The following is an 18,184-nucleotide window of genomic DNA, read 5'->3' as shown; positions in this document are numbered from 1 at the left end:
CGGAGCAACACGAATGCAAAACTATAAAAAGCTTCTCCTGGCCGCTGCCGCCAGCCTGGTATTCAGTGCCAATGCCCTGGCTGTTGATAAGTACAAAGTGGGGATCGAAGGGGCCTACCCTCCGTTCAACAACAAGAACGCCAGCGGGCAAGTGGTCGGTTTTGACTACGACATTGCCATGGCCCTGTGCGCCAAGATGAAAGCCGAGTGCGAAGTTGTGACCTCGGATTGGGACGGCATCATTCCCGCACTGAACGCCAAGAAGTACGACTTTATTGTCTCTTCCCTGTCGATCACTGATGACCGCAAACAGGCTGTCGACTTCACAGACCCGTACTACTCCAACAAACAGCAGTTCGTGGCCAAGAAAGGTGTCGATTTCAAAACCGACATTGAATCGCTGAAAAGCAAAAAACTGGGCACCCAGCGCTCAACCCAGGCCGCAACGTGGCTGGAAGATAACGTGGGTGGGGACATCGCCTTGTACGATACCCAGGAAAACGCCTATCTCGACTTGTCCTCGGGCCGTGTAGACGCACTGCTGGCTGACAAGTACGCCATCTATGGCTGGTTGAAGGATGATCCGGCGGGCAAGGACTATGAGTTCAAGGGCAACCCGATCAACGAAGACGACAAGGTCGGCATTGCTTTGCGTAAAGGCGAAAGCGACTTGCGTACCAAGTTGAACCTCGCGCTCAAAGAAATCAAAGAAGACGGCACCTACAAAAAGATCAACGACAAGTATTTCCCATTCAGCATTGAATGACCTGCCTGACCGGCGCGCCGCAAGGCTGCGCCGGTCCCTAGCAAAGCCTGCCTAATTTATGACTATCGACTTATACGGATTCGGCCCGGCGCTTGCCGCTGGCGCGCTGATGACCGTCAAACTGGCACTCACTGCGCTGTGTCTGGGCCTGGTGCTCGGGTTGCTCGGTGCACTGGCCAAAACTTCGTCCTACAAACCATTGCGATGGCTGGGCGGCGCGTATTCGACTCTGGTGCGCGGCGTTCCGGAGCTGCTGTGGGTCTTGCTGATTTACTTCGGCAGCGTGAATGCCGTACGTGCCCTCGGCGAATTCATCGGCATGCCCGACCTCACCCTCAGTGCCTTCGCGGCGGGTGTGCTGGCTCTGGGACTGTGCTTTGGCGCTTACGCCACTGAGGTTTTCCGCGGTGCCATTCTGGCCATCCCCAAAGGCCACCGCGAAGCGGGCCTGGCGCTGGGCCTGTCGAGGCCGCGGATTTTCAGCAAGCTGGTGCTGCCGCAAATGTGGCGTATTGCCCTGCCCGGCCTGGGCAACCTGTTCATGATCCTGATGAAAGACACCGCGCTGGTATCGGTCATCGGTCTGGAAGAAATCATGCGTCAGGCACAGAACGCCGTGACCTTCGCCAAACACCCGTTCACCTTCTACATGGTGGCTGCCGTGATGTACCTGGGCCTGACCGTACTGGCCATGGGTACCATGCATGTGCTTGAAAAACGCGCGGCGCGCGGCTTTGTGAGGAGAACGTAATGCTCCTGGAACTCTTCATCAAGTGGCTGCCCAAGCTGATTCAGGGCGCAACCCTGACACTGGAGCTGACTGCCCTTTCGGTCATCGCCGGTCTGATTGTCGCCATTCCACTGGGTATCGCCCGCTCATCCAGCCTGTGGTACGTGCGTTCGCTGCCCTATGCCTACATCTTTTTCTTCCGTGGCACGCCGCTGCTGATCCAGCTGTTTCTGGTCTATTACGGCCTGTCGCAGTTCGATGTAGTGCGTGAAAGCGTGTTGTGGCCGTACCTGCGCAGCCCGTTCTGGTGTGCGGTGATCACCATGACCCTGCACACCGCAGCGTACATCGCCGAGATCCTGCGCGGTGCAATCCAGGCCATCCCGCCGGGTGAAATCGAAGCCGCACGCGCCCTGGGCATGTCGCGCTTCAAGACCCTGGTGCATATCGTGCTGCCCCGTGCTGCGCGTATCGGCCTGCCGGCCTACAGCAACGAAGTGATCCTGATGCTCAAGGCCAGCTCGCTGGCGAGCACCGTGACCCTGCTGGAACTGACCGGCATGACCCGCACCATCATTTCCCGCACCTACCAGACGGTGGACATGTTCCTGATAGCCGGTGTGATCTATCTGGTGATGTCGTTTGTGCTGATTCAGGGCTTCAAATTGCTGGAGCGCTGGTTGCGCGTCGATGCCTGCCAGGGGCGTTAATCACAAGGGCGAGCCCCTGCTCGCCCGCTTCGAGGCACTGGACAGGTTTTTGCGCGACCACCAGCACCTGTGGCGCCCACGGCCATTCACCGAACTGAATATGCCGTGGGAAGCGCAACATCCCGAATTGGCCCGGTGGCTGCGCGGGCGCTCCCTGCAAGACGCCGAAGCCAGTCACAACCAGCCCCAATACCTGTCTGCCCCCGCGCCGTTCCCGCAACTGGCCGCCACCTCCCTCGCCCTCGGCAGCGTCGAGCGCCTGCCCGGGCAAGCCCTGGCACCGGCCCCCCAGCGCTTGCAAATGGACGTCCCGGGCCGCAAATGGCAGCAAATAGAAGCCTTTGCCCAAAGCCTTGACTTCAGGCAGGCCCCCGTTCACTGGCTGGACTGGTGCGCGGGCAAAGGCCATTTGGGACGCCGGCTGTTAACCGGTGAGCAGCAGCTGACGTGTCTGGAATACGACCCGGCCCTGATCGACGCAGGTCAGGCGCTGAGCCAGCGTCACCACTTGCCGGCCCGGCACGTACAACAGGACGTCCTCGCCCCTGACGTCGAATTACACCTGCGGGCCGACATGACCCCCGTCGCCCTGCATGCCTGTGGTGATCTGCATGTGCGCCTGCTGCAACTGGCCAGCGCCGCGGGTTGTGCACAACTGGCGATCTCGCCCTGCTGCTACAACCGTATCAGCGCCACCCACTATCAGCCGTTATCCACAGCGGCCCGCACCTCGACCCTGCATCTGTCACTGCAGGACCTGAGCTTGCCGATGAGCGAAACCGTGACCGCCGGCAGCCGGGTGCGGCGCCAGCGCGATGAGTCAATGGCGCGACGCCTGAGCTTCGACCTGTGGCAACGCCAGCACCGTCAGTGCGACCAGTACTTATCCACACCCTCGCTGCCCGGAACCTGGCTCAATAAGCCTTTCGCTCAATACTGCCAAGACCTGGCGCAGCTGAAGAACTTATCCACAAACGGCGAAGAAGACTGGCCTGCACTTCAGGCAGCAGGCTGGAAACGGCTGGCACAGGTGCGCAATCTGGAGCTGGTACGCGGGCTGTTCCGCCGCCCGATGGAACTGTGGCTGGTGCTGGATCGGGCCTTGTACCTGAGTGAGCGCGGCTATGAGGTGCAGCTTGGGGAGTTCTGCGACAGCCACCTGACCCCGCGCAATCTGATGTTGCTGGCGCAGCGCTGTGGATAACTTGTGGGAGCCCCGCTCCCACAATGATTGGCTGCGGTTTACGATCCGCGATAGGTCGAGAACCCGTAAGGGCTCAGCAGCAACGGAATGTGATAGTGCTGATCCGCATTTTTCACTTCGAAAATCACCGGAATTTCCGGAAAGAAAGTATCCCGCCCCGCTTTTTTGAAGTACTCGCCGGTTTTGAAAACCACCCGGTACTGACCCGCTTCCATTGCCTGTTTCTCCGGGAACAACTCGCCGATGCGCCCCTGTTCGTTGGTCACACCCTGTGCCAGCGGCTGCCAGTTCTGGCCAACGTATTTTTCCAGGGTTACGTTAACCCCTGGCGAAGGCAGGCCGTTTTCAAGGTTGAGCACATGCACGCTCAAAGGGTTGCCCGCCGCCAGTGCCAGGCTCGATATTGCACTCAGGCTCAAGGCCGTCAAAGTGATTCGCAAAGCTTTCATCGGTCTTCCTCAATGGTTAAAAAACACTCAACTCAGCGTTGAGTCGTCAGGCCAATCTGTTCAGCGGCCTTGATTGCGCAGGCCTCGTCCTGCTCCGCACCACCGGCCCCCGCCACACCCAGCGCGCCCACCAGCTCACCGTCTGCAAACAGCGGCACACCACCGCCCAGCAGCAACAATTCAGCAATGGAGTTGAGGTTCGCAGCTTCGGGATTGCTGCGCGCACGCTCGGCAAACAGACGGGTCGGGGTTTTGCTCGACAGCGCGGTAAAGGCTTTACGCTGGCTGGCCAGCAGGTTGTGCGGGCCTACCGCCTCGGGGCGCATGGCCGTCAGTACGTTGCCACCGCGATCCAGCACGCTCAGCGCACCGGAGCAGTGCTGGAGCGTGGCATCGGCCAGCTGGCGGGCGGTGGCCAGGTCCAGATCAGCATGACGCGCCAGGTTTGGCGCAGACTGGGCCGCACCGGCAACGCCCATCGCAGTCCATAACAGCAAAGTTTTCAGCATCATCGGCAAGCTCCTTAACGAGTGCCGACACCTTAGCCAGAGAGCTCCGTCAAAACCCCGTCAGTTGCATTACAAGTTTGTAATAGGCAATGCCACAGAAGACGCCTAGCCTGTGCAGACGATTGATCGAGGTGTGCGATGCGTTTGTTACTGGTTGAAGATGAAGCCAAGACGGCCGATTTCCTGGCCAAAGGCCTGGGCGAGTCAGGCTTTGCGGTAGATGTGGCGCTGAACGGGCTGGACGGACGCTACTTTGTTGAGCAGCAGGAATACGACCTGATCATCCTGGACGTGATGCTGCCGGGGCTCAACGGCTGGCAACTGCTGCAGTTGATCCGTCAGCGTGGCGCCACCCCGGTACTGTTCCTGACCGCCAAGGACGCCATCGAAGACCGGGTTCGCGGCCTGGAACTGGGGGCCGACGATTACTTGCTCAAACCCTTCGCCTTTGCCGAATTACTGGCCCGGGTGCGCACCCTGCTGCGTCGCGGGCCGTTGCGCGAGGCCGAGTCTTACACCATTGCCGACCTCGAAATCGATGTGCTGCGCCGGCGCGTCAGCCGTGGCGGTCAACGCATCAGCCTGACCAACAAGGAGTTCGCATTGCTGCACCTGCTGGCCAGCCGCCAGGGTGAAGTGTTATCGCGCACCTTGATCGCCTCCCAGGTCTGGAACCTCAACTTCGACAGTGACACCAACATGGTTGAAGTCGCCGTACGCCGCCTGCGCTCCAAGGTCGACGACCCGTACATGCCAAAACTTATCCACACCGTACGCGGTGTCGGCTACCAGCTCGAAGCCCCGGATGAATAGATCCATCGCCTGGCGTCTGGCCCTGGCGATTGCCTTGACCTGCGCTCTGGTGCTGAGTGTGATCGGAGTGTTTCTGTATCGCTCGCTGGCCTCGGAGCTGACATTTCGCGACGATCAGGCACTGCTCGGTCGTCTCGAGCAGGTCCGGGCCCTGCTGCACGACAGCGACAGCCTCGAAGCCCTGCAGGAGCGTCCGCGCCTGTATCAAAACATGCTGGGCAATCTGGACAGTGTGTTGCTGGTCAAACGTAGCGATGGGGGTCGGGTCATCGCCATCAATCCGCATCAGCAAGCACTGCCCGAACTGACACCCATTGCTCAGGATTCGTCGCCGCTACGGTCTGACATCCAGACTGTGGATAACATCGCCTTGCTCACAGGGGTGGCACAAGGCCCGGGTGACGAGCGCTTGATTGTCACCGTCGGCAAACGCCTGCAAGAGCGTGAGCAAATGCTCGCCAGCTACCGGGGGCGTCTGTACATGGCGGTAGGCTTTGGCGCAGTACTCGCCTTCGGCCTTGGCTTGCTGCTGTTGCGACGCGGTCTGGTGCCTCTGCGTGAACTGGCGCAGGCCATGCGCGACATCACCCCCCGCAGCCTCGATCAACGCATGCCCGCCGACAATTTTCCGGCAGAGCTGAAAGAGCCCGTACAGGCACTTAACGCAATGCTGGTTCGCCTCGAAGACAGCTTTGGCCGACTGTCACAATTCTCTGCCGACCTGGCCCACGAAATTCGCACGCCGCTGCACAACTTGCTGGGCAGTAACAGCCTGGCACTGAACCAGCCACGCAGCCCGGACGAGTATCAGGAACTGCTGGCGTCGAATATCGAAGAGTACGAACGGCTGAACCGCATGGTCGAAAACCTGATTTTCCTGGCCCGTGCCGATCACGGCCAACGGCCCCTGCAACTGCAAACCCTGGACTTGCAGACCGTGGGCGAGGAGTTGTGCGATTACTTTGAAGCCTTGGCAGAAGACCGTCAGTTACAGCTGATCAACTCACTGACAGGGGTGCTGAACGTTGACCAGCAGTTGCTGCAACGGGCCCTGGGTAACTTGCTGGCCAATGCCGTGCGCCATGCCGAAGCCGGGACAACCATCACCTTGCAACGCCGTGATGACGCCCAATATTGCTGGGTTGGCGTACATAACCAGGGCCCGCCCATCGACCCGCAACATCTGGACAGACTGTTCGACCGGTTTTACCGCGTCGATCCCTCCCGTGCAGAACCCGGTGACAGCGGCGGGCTGGGGCTGGCGATCGTGCGCTCGATCATGCTGTTGCATCACGGACAGGTGCGGGTACGCAGCGACGCTCAGGGAACGTTGTTTGAGCTGGGGTTCCCGGCGTTGCCCATGAGTGCTTGAAAGGTCAGCGCGTCGTTGATGGCGAAACCGCTGGCCGTGTTATCGAAAATGAACCAGTACTCGGTCGTAGACGCTGCGCCCATGAGCACCTGTTCTGCCAGCGCCCTGAGTCGGGCTACGCCATATTCACTGTGATAAATGCGCGGCGAGCCATGCAGGCGCCAATATTGCACCCCAGGCCACCCGCCCGGTTGAAAGCCCGTGCTTAATACCGCCGGATCAGCGGCAACCCGGCCGATATGCAATGTCTGTAACAGCTCATCGGCCACCAGCCATGAGTCGTTACGCGGCTCCAGCACCAATGAACCTTTGTACCGAAGGCGCACCTCCTGGAAAAACGCCCGTGCAATCTGCGGTTCATACATCAACCCGGGCGGTAATTGCACCAACACACAGCCCAGGCGATCGCCCAACTGCGTGCATTGCGCAAAAAAACTGTCCAGCTCCTCTTCGCAGCTCTGCAAGCGCCGATCATGGGTGATCGATTTGGCTAATTTGACCGAGAATCGGAAGTCCGGCCCTACGCTGTCAGCCCACCGCAGGTAAGTCTGCGCACGGTGGGGCCGGTAAAATGAACTGTTGATTTCGGTGGCCGAAAAGCGCCCGGCGTAACGCTGCAAATGCGTACCGTCACTGGCAAAACGTGGCCAGTATTCACGACCGATGCTCCATCCGGCGCAGCCCACGAAGACGCGGTTCAAAACAACACCGCAGCGGCATCGCGCATAAATATTTCCACAGTCTTGGGCCCCACACCGTCGAATTCCAGCAAGCGACGTTCAAAGGTGTGGCGATCTTTACCGGTACTACAGAGGGCGGCGAATTTACCGTCATATTCATCGAGCAGTTTCCTGGCCAGGGCAGACAGACGGGTGGCGGTAGTTTCGTCGTAACGCACGTAATGTGCCTTACCGAGAATCGACACCAGTTCCCGATGGGAAAGCTGCGCCAGACGCCGGGCCGAGTCACAGCCGTGCTCTTCGACCAGAACCTGATAAGCCCTGGCGGCAATCGGTGCCTGTATTCGCTTGCCCATCAAAAAACTGGCAACGAACCATTTGAACAGGGCGGTCTCATCGCTGGCCTGCAACCTGATGCCCAGATCGTTGGCGGTGATCACTTCAGTCATGACGCGCTCCCTCATCAGCCCTGTGTAGATATGAAAAACACCAGGTGCGGAAGTTCGTTTTTTCGGGTCCGCTGACGCGCGCGTAAAAATAGTCAGTTATCAGGGGTTTACAACTAAAAACATCCGGGTATACTCGTCGCCCATAACGCCGGTATAGCTCAGTTGGTAGAGCAACTGACTTGTAATCAGTAGGTCCCGAGTTCGACTCTTGGTGCCGGCACCATACAAGGTTACAAAGACAGCCAACACAGTCTTTGAAACCACCGAAAAACCCGCCTTCTGGCGGGTTTTTTCGTTTTGGGGTTCCATCGGTTTCCGTTAGAAACTGGTGGATTCCAACCGTTTTAAGGGTAGAGTTTGGGATACAGGTCACTTCGATAAAAGGGAGTACCCTTATGTCGCGCACCACAGCTCCGCTCTCCGACGCAGCTTGCCGCTTGGCAAAACCTACAGACCGCGCCTACAAGCTTTTCGATGGCGATGGCCTCTACCTCCTAGTCCAACCCAATGGCCGCAAAGGCTGGCGGCTCCGTTACGTCAAACCTGACGGACGGGAAGGACTGACCTCGCTCGGCAACTACCCCGTCATTGGCCTCGCCGATACGCGCCGCAAGCGCTTGGAAGTTAAGCGAATGCTGGCGGATGGCGTTGATCCTATAGAGACCAAGCACCAAGCCAAGGCGGAAGCCGTAATCAAAGGCAGAACCTTTGAAAGCGTTGCGCACGACTGGCATACAGAAATGTCGGCCAAGTGGGCACCAGGCCATTCCAAGACAGTGATGAGCCGCCTCAAAACCCACGTATTCCCGCTGATCGGCGCTCGCGCCATTGTTGATCTCGACACCCATGACCTCATGCAGCCCTTGGAAGCGATCAAGAAGCGCGGAACGATTGACGTTGCTTTAAGGGTACAAAACTACCTGCAGAGCATCATGCGCGAGGCAAAGCGCCTCCGGCTTATCACCGCAAACCCTGCTTACGACCTCGAAGGCTTGATCAAAGCCCCGCGGGTGGTACATCGCCCCGCTCTACCCTTATCGCGACTGCCGGAACTACAGGAGCGGATCGACACCTATAAAGGCCGCACACTTACCCGTCTGACGGTGATGCTATCGCTGCATGTGTTTGTACGATCCAGCGAACTGCGTTTCGCCCGCTGGAGCGAGTTCGACCTCAAGCGCGGCACCTGGGAGATACCGGACACTCGACCCGCGTTGGAGGGAGTACCCTTTTCCACAAGGGGTACGAAGATGGCAGGTGATATCCATCTTGTACCCTTATCGCCGCAAGCTGTGGCCTTGCTTGAACAGATCCACGCCTTCACCGGTAAATTCGACCTAGTGTTTGCAGGCGATGCCAAGCCCTGGAAACCGATGTCCGAAAATACCGTGAACAACGCGCTACGGACGATGGGATACGACACCAAAACCGATATCTGCGGGCATGGGTTTCGTTCGATGGCCTGTAGCGCGCTGATTGAGTCAGGGCTGTGGTCCGAGACAGCCATTGAAAGGCAGATGAGCCACAAGGAGCGCAATAACGTCCGTGCCGCTTACATCCACAAGGCCGAGTTCATCGAGGAGCGCAGGCTGATCATGAACTGGTGGAGCCGGTATCTGGAGGCCAACCGGCAGGAGCATGTCACTCCACACGAATTCGCAAACCAGACCGGAGCGAACGTCACTCGCCTAAAAGCAAAACGTGGCGCAACCGAATAAGCGCTCGGTCTTCATATCTCAGTGATCCGCTTGTCCACGCGGGTCCATCCAATCAGGGCTGCAAAGCCGCCCAGTTTGGATGGACCTCACTTAAAAAATCTAAAGCCCACGCAACTGTCTGTGGAAAACCACAGATTTCCACCGGTGGATAATTTCATCCACAGCCGCAGAACTCCCAAAAATTCGAGCCTTGACCCGAATTATCCACAGGCGTAGAAAAGATCTGGCAAATCGCTGTCGCTGACAGCAACCCAGGTAGCCAGAACCTTTAAGGCTACGCCACACTGTGGTGGTTCTCCCAAAGTGCGATTAGCGTCCGGCGGCTCGCACGGTCACAGCGATGTGATGGATGCCTACTTTTTCCAGTGTGCCCACTGCGGCAACTCATCCCCTTTCATAGCTGCCCTGCAGCAACCTATCCGCTTGGCCATTCCCGTGCGCCAATCTGCGTCCGTCTCTTTCTCCCGGAAAGAGACGGGCGCTCCTACCGCTGCTGCAGCCCAACTCGTACAAGGCTTTGCGGCATTCCCCCTCGTGACAATCGGCGTGACAAACACCGAAGTCACCAGCAACAGCGATGCAGATGATGGTGCCGCAGCCCACGGAATGGACTGCACCTGACTGACAGTCAGGCATGCCCCGGTCATCGCTTCACTGCCTTCACCTGACTCAGGATCTCGCGGCATTAGTCTCGTCAGCCAATGCAGCCTCTACCCGCCCACTTCTTCGGAAGTGTTCAGGAGGCCAGATCATGAGATGCCCAAGCTCCCGGCCGTAAGGAGCCGCCAGTCCTGCGTTAGTGGGCAACCCTCACAGGTCGCAGGGGCCTTGATCCCTGATAACACTCAACATTCGTGGCGGGATGACGTGGAGAAGTTTTCAAAAGTTTTGGCTTCGAGAGGGGTTTGATCATGCCACTGGTGGGTAGGCGAGATGGGCGCAATTTTGGCTATGGCCGGCAGCTGAGTTATGCCGGGCCGCAGGCATTGCGACATCTATTTGGCGGAGGGCATTACGGCACAGTCAAGGCGCACAGTGATCGCTGGCAGGCGTTTGTGCGCTGGTGTCGGTCGGAAGATGGGCCGGGGTTTAACGATGCGCGGCAAATTGATCGGCAGACTTTGCTGGACTATGCAGTACATCTGCGTCACCAATTGAACAAGGTGGCCTCGCCATTGCCACCGCGCAGAACCGATTGTCCAGCGTCAACCGGACCATGGCCGCGCTTCGCGGTGATCAGTATGTGAAAGTGCCGAGTCCGAGCAGGGCGCTAGGAATGCAGCGCACCAGTGTTCGCCTCTCGGTGCCGCAAGGCCAAGTCCGCGAACACGTGAAGCGGATTATTGACGTGCTCTGTGAACACCAAATGCCGCGCGCAGCGGCCATCGCTCAGTTGGCGAGAGCCACCGGCATGCGCTTACGCGAGGCCATTTTGGCGGACCTACCGCGTTTAACGCGTGAGGCCGATTACTACGGCAAGATCAACATTCAGGACGGCACTAAGGGCGGCCGCGCCGGTGCATCTGCACCCCGTTGGATTACGGTGGAAAACTATATTCTTGACGCGCTTGAATTTGCAAAGCAGGTGGCGCCTGCAGGAAGCCACAACCTGATTTCTCCGAACGAAAGCTACTTGAGAATTCTGCAGGAAGTCATCCGCCCTGCGCGCGACACAATTCATGCACACAACCTCAAAGGCTTTCATGAACTACGAGCGGCATACGCATGTGAGCGCTACGAGCAAATCACCCAACATTGCGCACCTATCAACGGCGGTGAATGTTGCAAGCTAAATCCGCGCCTTGATCGTGAGGCTCGGAGGCAAATCGGATATGAGTTGGGACACGGTCGGATTGACGTGGTCGCCGCCTACATTGGGGGACGCGCATGAGCAAGCCATTCGATATGAAGCTGTTCTTAGCTGGAGTACTTACTGGATCACACGCAACACGGCAGCGCCATTTGCGGCAGGCAACCATCATTCAGGTTGAAATTGCTGAACGCTGGCAGCGAGAGATGCCTTGGGCTTGGCAAAGAAAGCATGTGGATTGGTTTCTTGAGCATCGCCTAAATCGGCGCAGCGCGGCGACACGTTATTACTATTTGCTGACCGTACGTCTACTCGCTCGACGCTTACAAAAATCATGGGTATTCAAACTTTGATTGAGGAGATAATTTGATATTTTTACTACAAGTTGCGTTGAGCGAAAAGCAGGCGTCGAAAATTAGTAGATCCTTCCAAATCAACAACTAGGTTTTCGTTCAGTCCCCGGAAAATTTCACCAGCTGCATGTGGAAAGCGCTTATTATTGAAAACCGCGTCATAGATGTACGTCAAGGCTGGAAAGGTTAAAATATGAATCGTGATGTTTAGGACTGATAGTTATCACAGCAACAACTCAAATTCGGAAATTATGACATACTATAACTTACGGCAGAAAAATAATGCCCGCCTCCTACGGGCCTTTCCATTAGTTATTGCAAAAACTTATAACATTACACAACTCATTTTTAGGGTGCTGCAAAATGAAAGTATTAAGACGGTCCATCCATGACTTAATGTTTGCGTATTGAGCGTCATTTCTCCAGTTCCAGTGGCTTTGCAGTTTAAGCTGCTCGTGTACAGCTTTTCGAAGATACTGAGCATGCTTATCTTGGTCGAAAGATAAGTATGACTTTTTATCATCTCCAAAAAAAATGTAATCAGGAGTAGGTGCTTTTATATTTATGATTTCTGAAATATTTAAACTCTCTATGTGCTTGAAGTTCAAATCGTTCGCATCAACGGCTGTCGGAATTATGTGTAGGTGAGCGTGATCGACACAGCTCATCAAAGATTTATCGACATCTAATATTCCATGCTCGAAATAGAAAATATAATTTGAGCCCAGCACAGCCTTATAGATTGACTGCAATTCATGAATTATTGCCTCCAGCTCAACAATCTCATCTATTGTAGCCATGCTGAGAGCTGTGTAATGCCTTTTTGGAACTATTAGCAAATGACCAGAAATTAGCGACCCAACACTTGGAAAGATATAAAAACTTAGACTTTCTAGTCTCAGCCTATTTACCCCAATAACGGGCATGATATTCTTGAGATAATAGCTGTTATCTATATCTCCCGCAAACTCTGCGCAATAACTGCATTTATCCATGTAAAATTATTCCTTTAACAAAATCGCACATGGATTTAAACGTGACCTCACTTTTGTCAGACGGTTTACAAATTTCAGTGTGGGTTGCATCAATCACGACATGTTCGCAGTTTGGAATATTTGGGTTTGAAGATTTTTTGTTGACTATTGTCAAGTTGGAGTTTTCCCCATAACTCCTGTGAGAAATTTTGTGTTGCGTGACTAATCGGTGGTATTCACGATTGAGAATGACCAACTCCTTATCGTTATAGAACAAACTTCTTACAGGCTCGGGCCCCAAGAGAAATTGCGAAAGATATAAAAAGTTAGCCAGCCTTGATCCGAGATGAGGCGTGGCTAAAAAAACAACGCCAGCAATACTCTGAAAGTGTTCTGGATTGCTTTGCATTTTAAGTGAAAGCAGAATTTTCTTTATTATTAGACCTCCGAAGCTGTGGCCTATAAGTATGGTTTTTTTCTTGAAGAGACTATTGGTTTCTAGAAGATGCAGAAGATTATTAGTTCTTTCTTCAAGAGACATTCCCTTCCCCATAAAACGCACTGGCGGATTTGCGTATCCCAGCGAGAATACTCTTGTCTTAGTTTCTTCAGACATTCTGGTGGGAAGGTAAAATCCAGTTTTGCTGTTGAGCCAGGTTTGTCTTGCATCCCCTCCTAACCCATGAACAAATATTATATCAATCTCTGACTCGCTGTCGTCCGAGACTTGATAGACCTGAGGATATCTATCGGGGCTTATATCATCATATCTATGATAGATATTTATAGGAGTTTGCGAATACTCAGGACTTTTATTTAGCTCCCCAATTGCCATAATGGTATCGTGCGCACCATAGCTAGTATCCTTGCCATGATCAGTGGTGTCGCCGACAAAATGAACCTCATTAATTATTTTTTTTGTATATTCATCGACAATCTTACAGGGTAATTTTCGCAAATAACCGTTGGCAACAATCGCTCGCACAAACAAATGCATTAACGGGTAGTAAAAAGTTATTCTTCTAGGACTTCCCTCCTCAATTACTGAAACCTCTTCACGGTTCAAACATTCATTCCATGAGGTAGCATTCCCAATTTTACTGAGGGCAAAGTCGATACCCTTTGTTACAACATTAGAGTTTTTGTGTTCAGTTTCTGCCAGCAGGATCAAAGCATATGCCGTAGAGCCCAAGCACTCTCTACCGTTTTGGTCGGGCCAGCCGCCCGACTGCATAGTGTTTCCCAATACATACCTGACACCACGATGAAGAGCAGTGGTCAGCTCCGAAGTGTTAAGTTTTGTGCTCGAAATGGCCCTCAACGCAACGGTCGTGCTTACTATTCTGGAGGGGCTATTTTTGATAAGCCCCCACCCGCCGTCATCATTTTGGGATTCAATCAGCCATTTTAATGAGTCATTGATGACTGTATCGAAGTTAACTGCCTCCGTGTTGCACTTTGAGAGGGCAATACAGGACCAAGCAGTCGCGTCTACCACACCAACTTTATTGACATTAGAAACGAAGGGAAAACTTCCATCTGGACGAGCAAAGGACTTCAGTGTATTTAACGCGCGATATAATTTCCCGAGGTCGAATCCGTTCGACCTAAGTGCAATTAATACTTGCGCTGTTGCTACAATCCCTATTGTTTTATTAGATCTCAGCTCTCGATACCAACCTTCCTGGGTTTTATATATAATCCTATTATTATAAAGATCTTGTATTTTTTTTTCGAGAGTTAACAGGATGCTCAATTTTATTCACCAATTACTTGTCTGAAATATCTATCCATGGGTATAACAGAGTCTTGGGTCGTATTTAGTCTTAGGCAATATTCTTTTATAGCTGCTTGTTTGATTTCATTTGTAGTCTCAAACATAGACGAAATATATCTTTTAGCGTTGCTGCATGCGAACAAGTAGAGTGAAGCAACTGTGTTCGGCGAAGAGTCTTTAGAAGACTGAAGCACACCGATCATTTTACCAGTTTCACTTTCTTGCAAGTCCTTAGCTAAGATTTTCAGAGCGCTCAACTGCTCAGATGGTAGACCCCTAACATATTCGGCTACTTCGTCGATATCTAGAATTCTGGCAGAGATACATTTTTGAATATGCTCTCGAATGCACGATTTTGGAACAAGATTCTGCTTATTGATACTAGCATGATCTATGCACCTAGCAATCTCGTCAGTGATATCGCTTTTTGCCTTAAATTTATCGCCTGACATACAGTCAATTATAATTTTTGGAACCCCGCCTGTACCCAAGGTGCAGTACATGTCTTGGGCTTTTTTCAGCAGTGCTAAGTCTTGTTCGTAGACGTCATGACCATCTACGTAATTTCGCTTTCCTTTCGAACCGACATTCTCATGAGAGCTTGTTATACTCCCTTTTAGTACAACATATAAGTCCGGCTTAGGTAGGCCTAAGGCGCCGTGTTCCATTTCATAAACCCACGCCGAAATATCTTCGCCGCTGCGTATGCTCTGAAAGGTTGCATTCGACAGACTGTATCGGTTTGAAATTACGATGCGACCTGATGCAATAGACGCTTTAATTCTTTCAACGAATTGCATCCTATCTAAGCTAAAAAGCATCGCCATTAATTTTCCTGGCAGACTTCTAGCGTTAATATCCTTATCTCTTCCTGATAGTAATTCTCCTAGCTCTTTACCTATAAAAGACTCATATGCTGGAAAATCATAGGTATCTACGCAATTGCCAAGCTGCGTGAACCTTTCCTTAAGTAAGGATAGTTGAGTCGCCTTTCCTGTTCCATCTATGCCTTCAATCACAATAAACATATCACTAATCTCACCTGGTATGCTTTGGGGACCAAAAAATCTAGGCCTTAGGGCCTATTATCGCATTAAGTTTATTTTTTTGCATTATGAAAATCATTCCGGTTACTGAGAGTTATAAGAGATTTAGTATCGTCAATGTTTTATTGGTTTACCACCTCATTGGTTATGGAGCGCAGTTTGATTATACGGAAAGTAAATTGTGTATCTTGCCTAGCGGACGTCGTCTAATTCGTGCTCATCCATCAGAAAAAACCCCTCGACATACTGATTATGTCGTTACTGGTTACTAAAAATTTTTTAATGTAGCTTTTTGTGCGGCAGTAGAGAAATCTAGGCTTTCAGCTTTTATATAAAGGCACTCTTGTGTAAATATTTGGCGAAAGGGACTATTTAATATTGTAATAGTTCGGAACGTTTTACCATCGCGTGGTTGATTGCCATACGTATGAATGTAACACCTGAGACATACCCGTGAGTCCGTTCAAGGCGCAATCTGACACGGTTAAAAAGCGCCTTATCGAGACTCGTTCACAATATGAAATCTGATCAGAAATTTTTCTGAAGACGATTACCGCAGCGAGTCGTTCATCCGGAACCTCGTGGCAGCTAAGTCGATACATTCCGTGATCAAGGCATCATTCTGACTGAGCAACAAGACGCCGTGCGGACATTTGTGCAGTCGGAGTGCGTAAATCCCTCAGTCGTAGTTGCTCCGACCAACTACGAAAATCTGAACTGATCATCCAATCGGCGGAGGAAAATCTGGAGCAGCGGATACTGATACCCGTGCTCTCGAAGGCACTGCTGGCCCAGACAAATAAGCGGTTAATCTACGCGGACATCGAAGAGCTGGGCAAGGTGGTGACCCACATCGAGAGTCATTCAATGGGTCGAAACAACCGGGCATTTCCCCTAATTCAGGAGCGGCTTAATAACCTCATAGGCTCGTTAACATGATTATAAAAAATGAGGAAAGCAATATTTTGATATTTGAAGTCAAGATGACTTTTAAACCAGCCTAATTCTGAGCGTATAGAGAATTAGATAACCGGCCATCCCGCCCCGACTGCTTATGTCGCTACCTCGCGTACTAAATTTTCATAGCCCCCACGAACCATTCCACAGGCACGAGTGAGGGTCATAGCTCAGGGACCTATAGATACTAGTTTGGTTTTCTCGTATGGAGAACTCTCGGGCTAATGCTTAAGGATAGTTTTAGAGATAGTAATATTTATCTATCAATATAAAATCTATACTACTCATATGTTTATGATTTTTTTCGACTCCTGGTGCCCATACAAGGTTCCAAAGACAGCCAACACAGTCTTTGAAACCACCGAAAAACCCGCCTTCTGGCGGGTTTTTTCGTTTTGGGGTTCCAGGCCTGGCGCTAAAAGGACGCCCGTTAACTGCTAGCTATTGTGCAGATGCTTTTTCAGGAACGACCGGGTTCGCTCCTGAACCGGGTTTTGCAGGATCTCGCCCGGCGCCCCTTCCTCGACCACAACCCCGCCGTCCATAAAGATAATCCGGTCTGCAACTTCGCCTGCAAAACGCATTTCATGGGTGACGATCAACATGGTCATGTTCTCCGCGGCGAGCTGCTTCATGACCAGGTTGACCTCTTCGACCAACTCGGGGTCCAGCGCCGATGTGGCCTCATCGAACAACATGACTTTTGGCTGCATTGCCAGCGCCCTTGCAATGGCAACCCGCTGTTTCTGTCCGCCAGAGAGGCGGGAGGGATACTCATCAAATTTGTCGGCCAGTCCGACTTTTGCCAAATATTCCAGCGCCAGTTCACGCGCGGCTTTTTTCGTCAGTCCCTTGAGCTTTAGCGGGCCCAGCGCAATGTTTTCATATACGGTCAAATGCGGAAATAAATTGAAGTGCTGGAAGACCATGCCCATTTGCTGACGCACGGCATTTATATGCTGTTCATAGGCACGGCCTTTCAATGGCCGGTTAACTTGTTCTCCATCTAACCAGACCTCGCCATCGTTCAGCACTTCCAGGTGATTGATGGAGCGCAGCAGTGTGCTTTTGCCAGATCCACTGGGGCCGATGATGGCGATGATTTGCCCGCGAGCGACACAAAGATCTATGCCCTTGAGTACTTCAAGTGCTCCATATGCCTTACGGGCACCCTTGACCTCAACCATATATGTATTATTGATCATCGTGACATCTCTACTTTCTTTTCGAGAAGATGCAGGCCGGCTTCGAGAACAAGATTGGCCGCGTAATAGATAACCGCCACAGTCAGATAAAACTCGAACGGGCTATAAGTTTCGCTGACTGCCAGTTGCGCGCTGTATACCAGCTCTGCAATCCCGATCATTGACACCAGTGAAGTGTCCTTTAACAGGACAATCAGATTATTTCCCAGCGGCGCAAGGGTCCTGCGCAGTGCTTGCGGCACTATGACGTAACACTGGGTCTGTCCACGGCTGAGACCGATAGAACGGGCACCTTCAATCTGCCCGGGGTCAACCGAGACCACGCCGGCACGTATCACGTCGGCATTGTAGACAGCGAAGTGCAGGCTAAGGCCAATGATCCCGGCCACCGGTGCAGGAATATCGATGCCCACTTGCACCAGACCATAATAAATCACGTACAACTGCAAAAGCAGTGGCGTGCCCATGAGCAGCCACGTCATAAAACGCACGGGCAATGCCACAACTTTGGGGGCATAAAGAACGATCAGTGCAAAGGCGATCCCGGCCAGCAGACTTACTACGCTGGACGTTACAAACATTATTAGCGTCCACCACAGCCCCATCGCCAGCATCTCGGAATAGGGTGTAACGATACTCAGATCCAGGCTTTGCATATGAAT

Annotated in this window: 17 protein-coding genes, 1 tRNA gene and 1 pseudogene; 10 read left to right on the top strand and 9 right to left on the bottom strand. The window is 53.0% G+C overall.

Going from position 1 to position 18,184, the window contains the following annotated elements; translation table 11 throughout:
• Positions 1-13: 13 nt before the first annotated feature.
• From WG29040_RS03590 to WG29040_RS03575, 4 genes are read left to right on the top strand one after another with little or no spacing between them, the layout of a single operon-like run.
• Positions 14-766: a transporter substrate-binding domain-containing protein gene (locus WG29040_RS03590; RefSeq protein WP_003438520.1), complete on the top strand. Its 753-nt coding sequence runs from the start codon at positions 14-16 to the stop codon at positions 764-766.
• Between the two features lie 58 nt (positions 767-824).
• Entirely contained in the window at positions 825-1,517 is a 693-nt protein-coding gene (locus WG29040_RS03585; protein ID WP_003438519.1) for an ABC transporter permease, read from the top strand.
• Positions 1,517-2,206 (top strand): ABC transporter permease, encoded by a 690-nt coding sequence (locus WG29040_RS03580; protein ID WP_003438518.1) that lies wholly within the window; start codon positions 1,517-1,519, stop codon positions 2,204-2,206. The genes WG29040_RS03585 and WG29040_RS03580 overlap by 1 nt, the downstream gene beginning before the upstream one ends.
• Entirely contained in the window at positions 2,187-3,410 is a 1,224-nt protein-coding gene (locus WG29040_RS03575; RefSeq protein ID WP_127195684.1) for a methyltransferase, read from the top strand. Before WG29040_RS03580 ends, WG29040_RS03575 begins: the two co-directional genes overlap by 20 nt.
• Positions 3,411-3,448: 38 nt before the next feature.
• Here the strand turns inward: WG29040_RS03575 and uraH are convergent, their stop codons facing one another.
• Together uraH and WG29040_RS03565 are read right to left on the bottom strand one after the other, a co-directional pair.
• The gene (gene uraH / locus WG29040_RS03570; protein WP_127195683.1) at positions 3,449-3,859 is read right to left on the bottom strand and encodes a hydroxyisourate hydrolase; all 411 of its coding nucleotides are present in this window, start codon (positions 3,857-3,859) and stop codon (positions 3,449-3,451) included.
• Positions 3,860-3,891: 32 nt separating this feature from the next.
• The gene (locus tag WG29040_RS03565) at positions 3,892-4,371 is read right to left on the bottom strand and encodes a heme-binding protein (protein ID WP_127195682.1); all 480 of its coding nucleotides are present in this window, start codon (positions 4,369-4,371) and stop codon (positions 3,892-3,894) included.
• A 135-nt stretch (positions 4,372-4,506) separates the two neighbouring features.
• On the opposite strand from WG29040_RS03565, the gene WG29040_RS03560 reads away from it, so the two are divergent.
• Both WG29040_RS03560 and WG29040_RS03555 read left to right on the top strand, forming a co-directional pair.
• A complete protein-coding gene (locus WG29040_RS03560) occupies positions 4,507-5,181 on the top strand; it encodes a heavy metal response regulator transcription factor (RefSeq protein WP_010656843.1) in 675 nt (224 codons plus the stop codon).
• Entirely contained in the window at positions 5,174-6,553 is a 1,380-nt protein-coding gene (locus tag WG29040_RS03555; RefSeq protein ID WP_127195681.1) for a heavy metal sensor histidine kinase, read from the top strand. Before WG29040_RS03560 ends, WG29040_RS03555 begins: the two co-directional genes overlap by 8 nt.
• On the opposite strand, the gene WG29040_RS03550 is transcribed toward WG29040_RS03555, so the two are convergent.
• Together WG29040_RS03550 and WG29040_RS03545 are read right to left on the bottom strand one after the other, a co-directional pair.
• Positions 6,502-7,254, bottom strand: a complete 753-nt coding sequence (locus tag WG29040_RS03550) for a DUF72 domain-containing protein (protein WP_127195680.1) — start codon at positions 7,252-7,254, stop codon at positions 6,502-6,504. The two genes, WG29040_RS03555 and WG29040_RS03550, sit on opposite strands and share 52 nt — an antisense overlap.
• Positions 7,251-7,682 (bottom strand): DNA methylase, encoded by a 432-nt coding sequence (locus WG29040_RS03545; RefSeq protein WP_127195679.1) that lies wholly within the window; start codon positions 7,680-7,682, stop codon positions 7,251-7,253. The genes WG29040_RS03550 and WG29040_RS03545 overlap by 4 nt, the downstream gene beginning before the upstream one ends.
• 147 nt (positions 7,683-7,829) lie before the next feature.
• Here WG29040_RS03545 and WG29040_RS03540 point away from each other — a divergent pair.
• The 4 genes and pseudogenes from WG29040_RS03540 (at position 7,830) to WG29040_RS03520 (ending at position 11,563) form a co-directional block, all read left to right on the top strand.
• Positions 7,830-7,905, top strand: a tRNA-Thr gene (locus WG29040_RS03540).
• Positions 7,906-8,077: 172 nt separating this feature from the next.
• Entirely contained in the window at positions 8,078-9,400 is a 1,323-nt protein-coding gene (locus tag WG29040_RS03535; RefSeq protein WP_127195678.1) for an integrase arm-type DNA-binding domain-containing protein, read from the top strand.
• A gap of 911 nt (positions 9,401-10,311) precedes the next feature.
• Positions 10,312-11,291 (top strand): annotated as a pseudogene (locus tag WG29040_RS03525) (integrase domain-containing protein).
• Positions 11,288-11,563, top strand: a complete 276-nt coding sequence (locus WG29040_RS03520) for a hypothetical protein (protein ID WP_127195676.1) — start codon at positions 11,288-11,290, stop codon at positions 11,561-11,563. Before WG29040_RS03525 ends, WG29040_RS03520 begins: the two are co-directional and overlap by 4 nt.
• A 308-nt stretch (positions 11,564-11,871) precedes the next feature.
• On the opposite strand, the gene WG29040_RS03515 is transcribed toward WG29040_RS03520, so the two are convergent.
• The 5 genes from WG29040_RS03515 to WG29040_RS03490 all read right to left on the bottom strand — a co-directional run bounded on the left by WG29040_RS03515 (position 11,872) and on the right by WG29040_RS03490 (position 18,178).
• Positions 11,872-12,558: an HIT family protein gene (locus WG29040_RS03515; protein ID WP_127195675.1), complete on the bottom strand. Its 687-nt coding sequence runs from the start codon at positions 12,556-12,558 to the stop codon at positions 11,872-11,874.
• On the bottom strand, positions 12,551-14,293 hold the full coding sequence (locus WG29040_RS03510; protein WP_127195674.1) for a prenyltransferase/squalene oxidase repeat-containing protein: 1,743 nt from the start codon (positions 14,291-14,293) through the stop codon (positions 12,551-12,553). The genes WG29040_RS03515 and WG29040_RS03510 overlap by 8 nt, the downstream gene beginning before the upstream one ends.
• A gap of 2 nt (positions 14,294-14,295) precedes the next feature.
• Positions 14,296-15,342 (bottom strand): hypothetical protein, encoded by a 1,047-nt coding sequence (locus tag WG29040_RS03505; protein ID WP_127195673.1) that lies wholly within the window; start codon positions 15,340-15,342, stop codon positions 14,296-14,298.
• Between the two features lie 1,412 nt (positions 15,343-16,754).
• Positions 16,755-17,504: an amino acid ABC transporter ATP-binding protein gene (locus WG29040_RS03495; protein ID WP_177412919.1), complete on the bottom strand. Its 750-nt coding sequence runs from the start codon at positions 17,502-17,504 to the stop codon at positions 16,755-16,757.
• A 14-nt stretch (positions 17,505-17,518) separates the two neighbouring features.
• Entirely contained in the window at positions 17,519-18,178 is a 660-nt protein-coding gene (locus tag WG29040_RS03490) for an amino acid ABC transporter permease (protein WP_010656847.1), read from the bottom strand.
• Positions 18,179-18,184 lie beyond the last annotated feature (6 nt).

The organism is Pseudomonas sp. PAMC 29040 (assembly GCF_003994535.1).
GTDB lineage: Bacteria > Pseudomonadota > Gammaproteobacteria > Pseudomonadales > Pseudomonadaceae > Aquipseudomonas > Aquipseudomonas paraversuta.
Note: the sequence above shows the minus strand (reverse complement) of the source record. Positions and strands in the feature narration are given on the sequence as shown.

Excerpts from the sequence above, each read along its gene's own strand:
- WG29040_RS03590 (WP_003438520.1), top strand. The coding sequence starts at position 14 with ATGCAAAACTATAAAAAGCTTCTCCTGGCCGCTGCCGCCAGCCTGGTA.
- WG29040_RS03560 (WP_010656843.1), top strand. The coding sequence starts at position 4,507 with ATGCGTTTGTTACTGGTTGAAGATGAAGCCAAGACGGCCGATTTCCTG.
- WG29040_RS03520 (WP_127195676.1), top strand. The coding sequence starts at position 11,288 with ATGAGCAAGCCATTCGATATGAAGCTGTTCTTAGCTGGAGTACTTACT.
- WG29040_RS03505 (WP_127195673.1), bottom strand. The coding sequence starts at position 15,342 with ATGTTTATTGTGATTGAAGGCATAGATGGAACAGGAAAGGCGACTCAA.
- WG29040_RS03490 (WP_010656847.1), bottom strand. The coding sequence starts at position 18,178 with ATGCAAAGCCTGGATCTGAGTATCGTTACACCCTATTCCGAGATGCTG.
- WG29040_RS03535 (WP_127195678.1), top strand. The coding sequence starts at position 8,078 with ATGTCGCGCACCACAGCTCCGCTCTCCGACGCAGCTTGCCGCTTGGCA.
- WG29040_RS03495 (WP_177412919.1), bottom strand. The coding sequence starts at position 17,504 with ATGGTTGAGGTCAAGGGTGCCCGTAAGGCATATGGAGCACTTGAAGTA.
- WG29040_RS03545 (WP_127195679.1), bottom strand. The coding sequence starts at position 7,682 with ATGACTGAAGTGATCACCGCCAACGATCTGGGCATCAGGTTGCAGGCC.
- WG29040_RS03565 (WP_127195682.1), bottom strand. The coding sequence starts at position 4,371 with ATGATGCTGAAAACTTTGCTGTTATGGACTGCGATGGGCGTTGCCGGT.
- WG29040_RS03575 (WP_127195684.1), top strand. The coding sequence starts at position 2,187 with ATGCCTGCCAGGGGCGTTAATCACAAGGGCGAGCCCCTGCTCGCCCGC.
- WG29040_RS03585 (WP_003438519.1), top strand. The coding sequence starts at position 825 with ATGACTATCGACTTATACGGATTCGGCCCGGCGCTTGCCGCTGGCGCG.
- WG29040_RS03515 (WP_127195675.1), bottom strand. The coding sequence starts at position 12,558 with ATGGATAAATGCAGTTATTGCGCAGAGTTTGCGGGAGATATAGATAAC.
- WG29040_RS03580 (WP_003438518.1), top strand. The coding sequence starts at position 1,517 with ATGCTCCTGGAACTCTTCATCAAGTGGCTGCCCAAGCTGATTCAGGGC.
- WG29040_RS03555 (WP_127195681.1), top strand. The coding sequence starts at position 5,174 with ATGAATAGATCCATCGCCTGGCGTCTGGCCCTGGCGATTGCCTTGACC.
- uraH (WP_127195683.1), bottom strand. The coding sequence starts at position 3,859 with ATGAAAGCTTTGCGAATCACTTTGACGGCCTTGAGCCTGAGTGCAATA.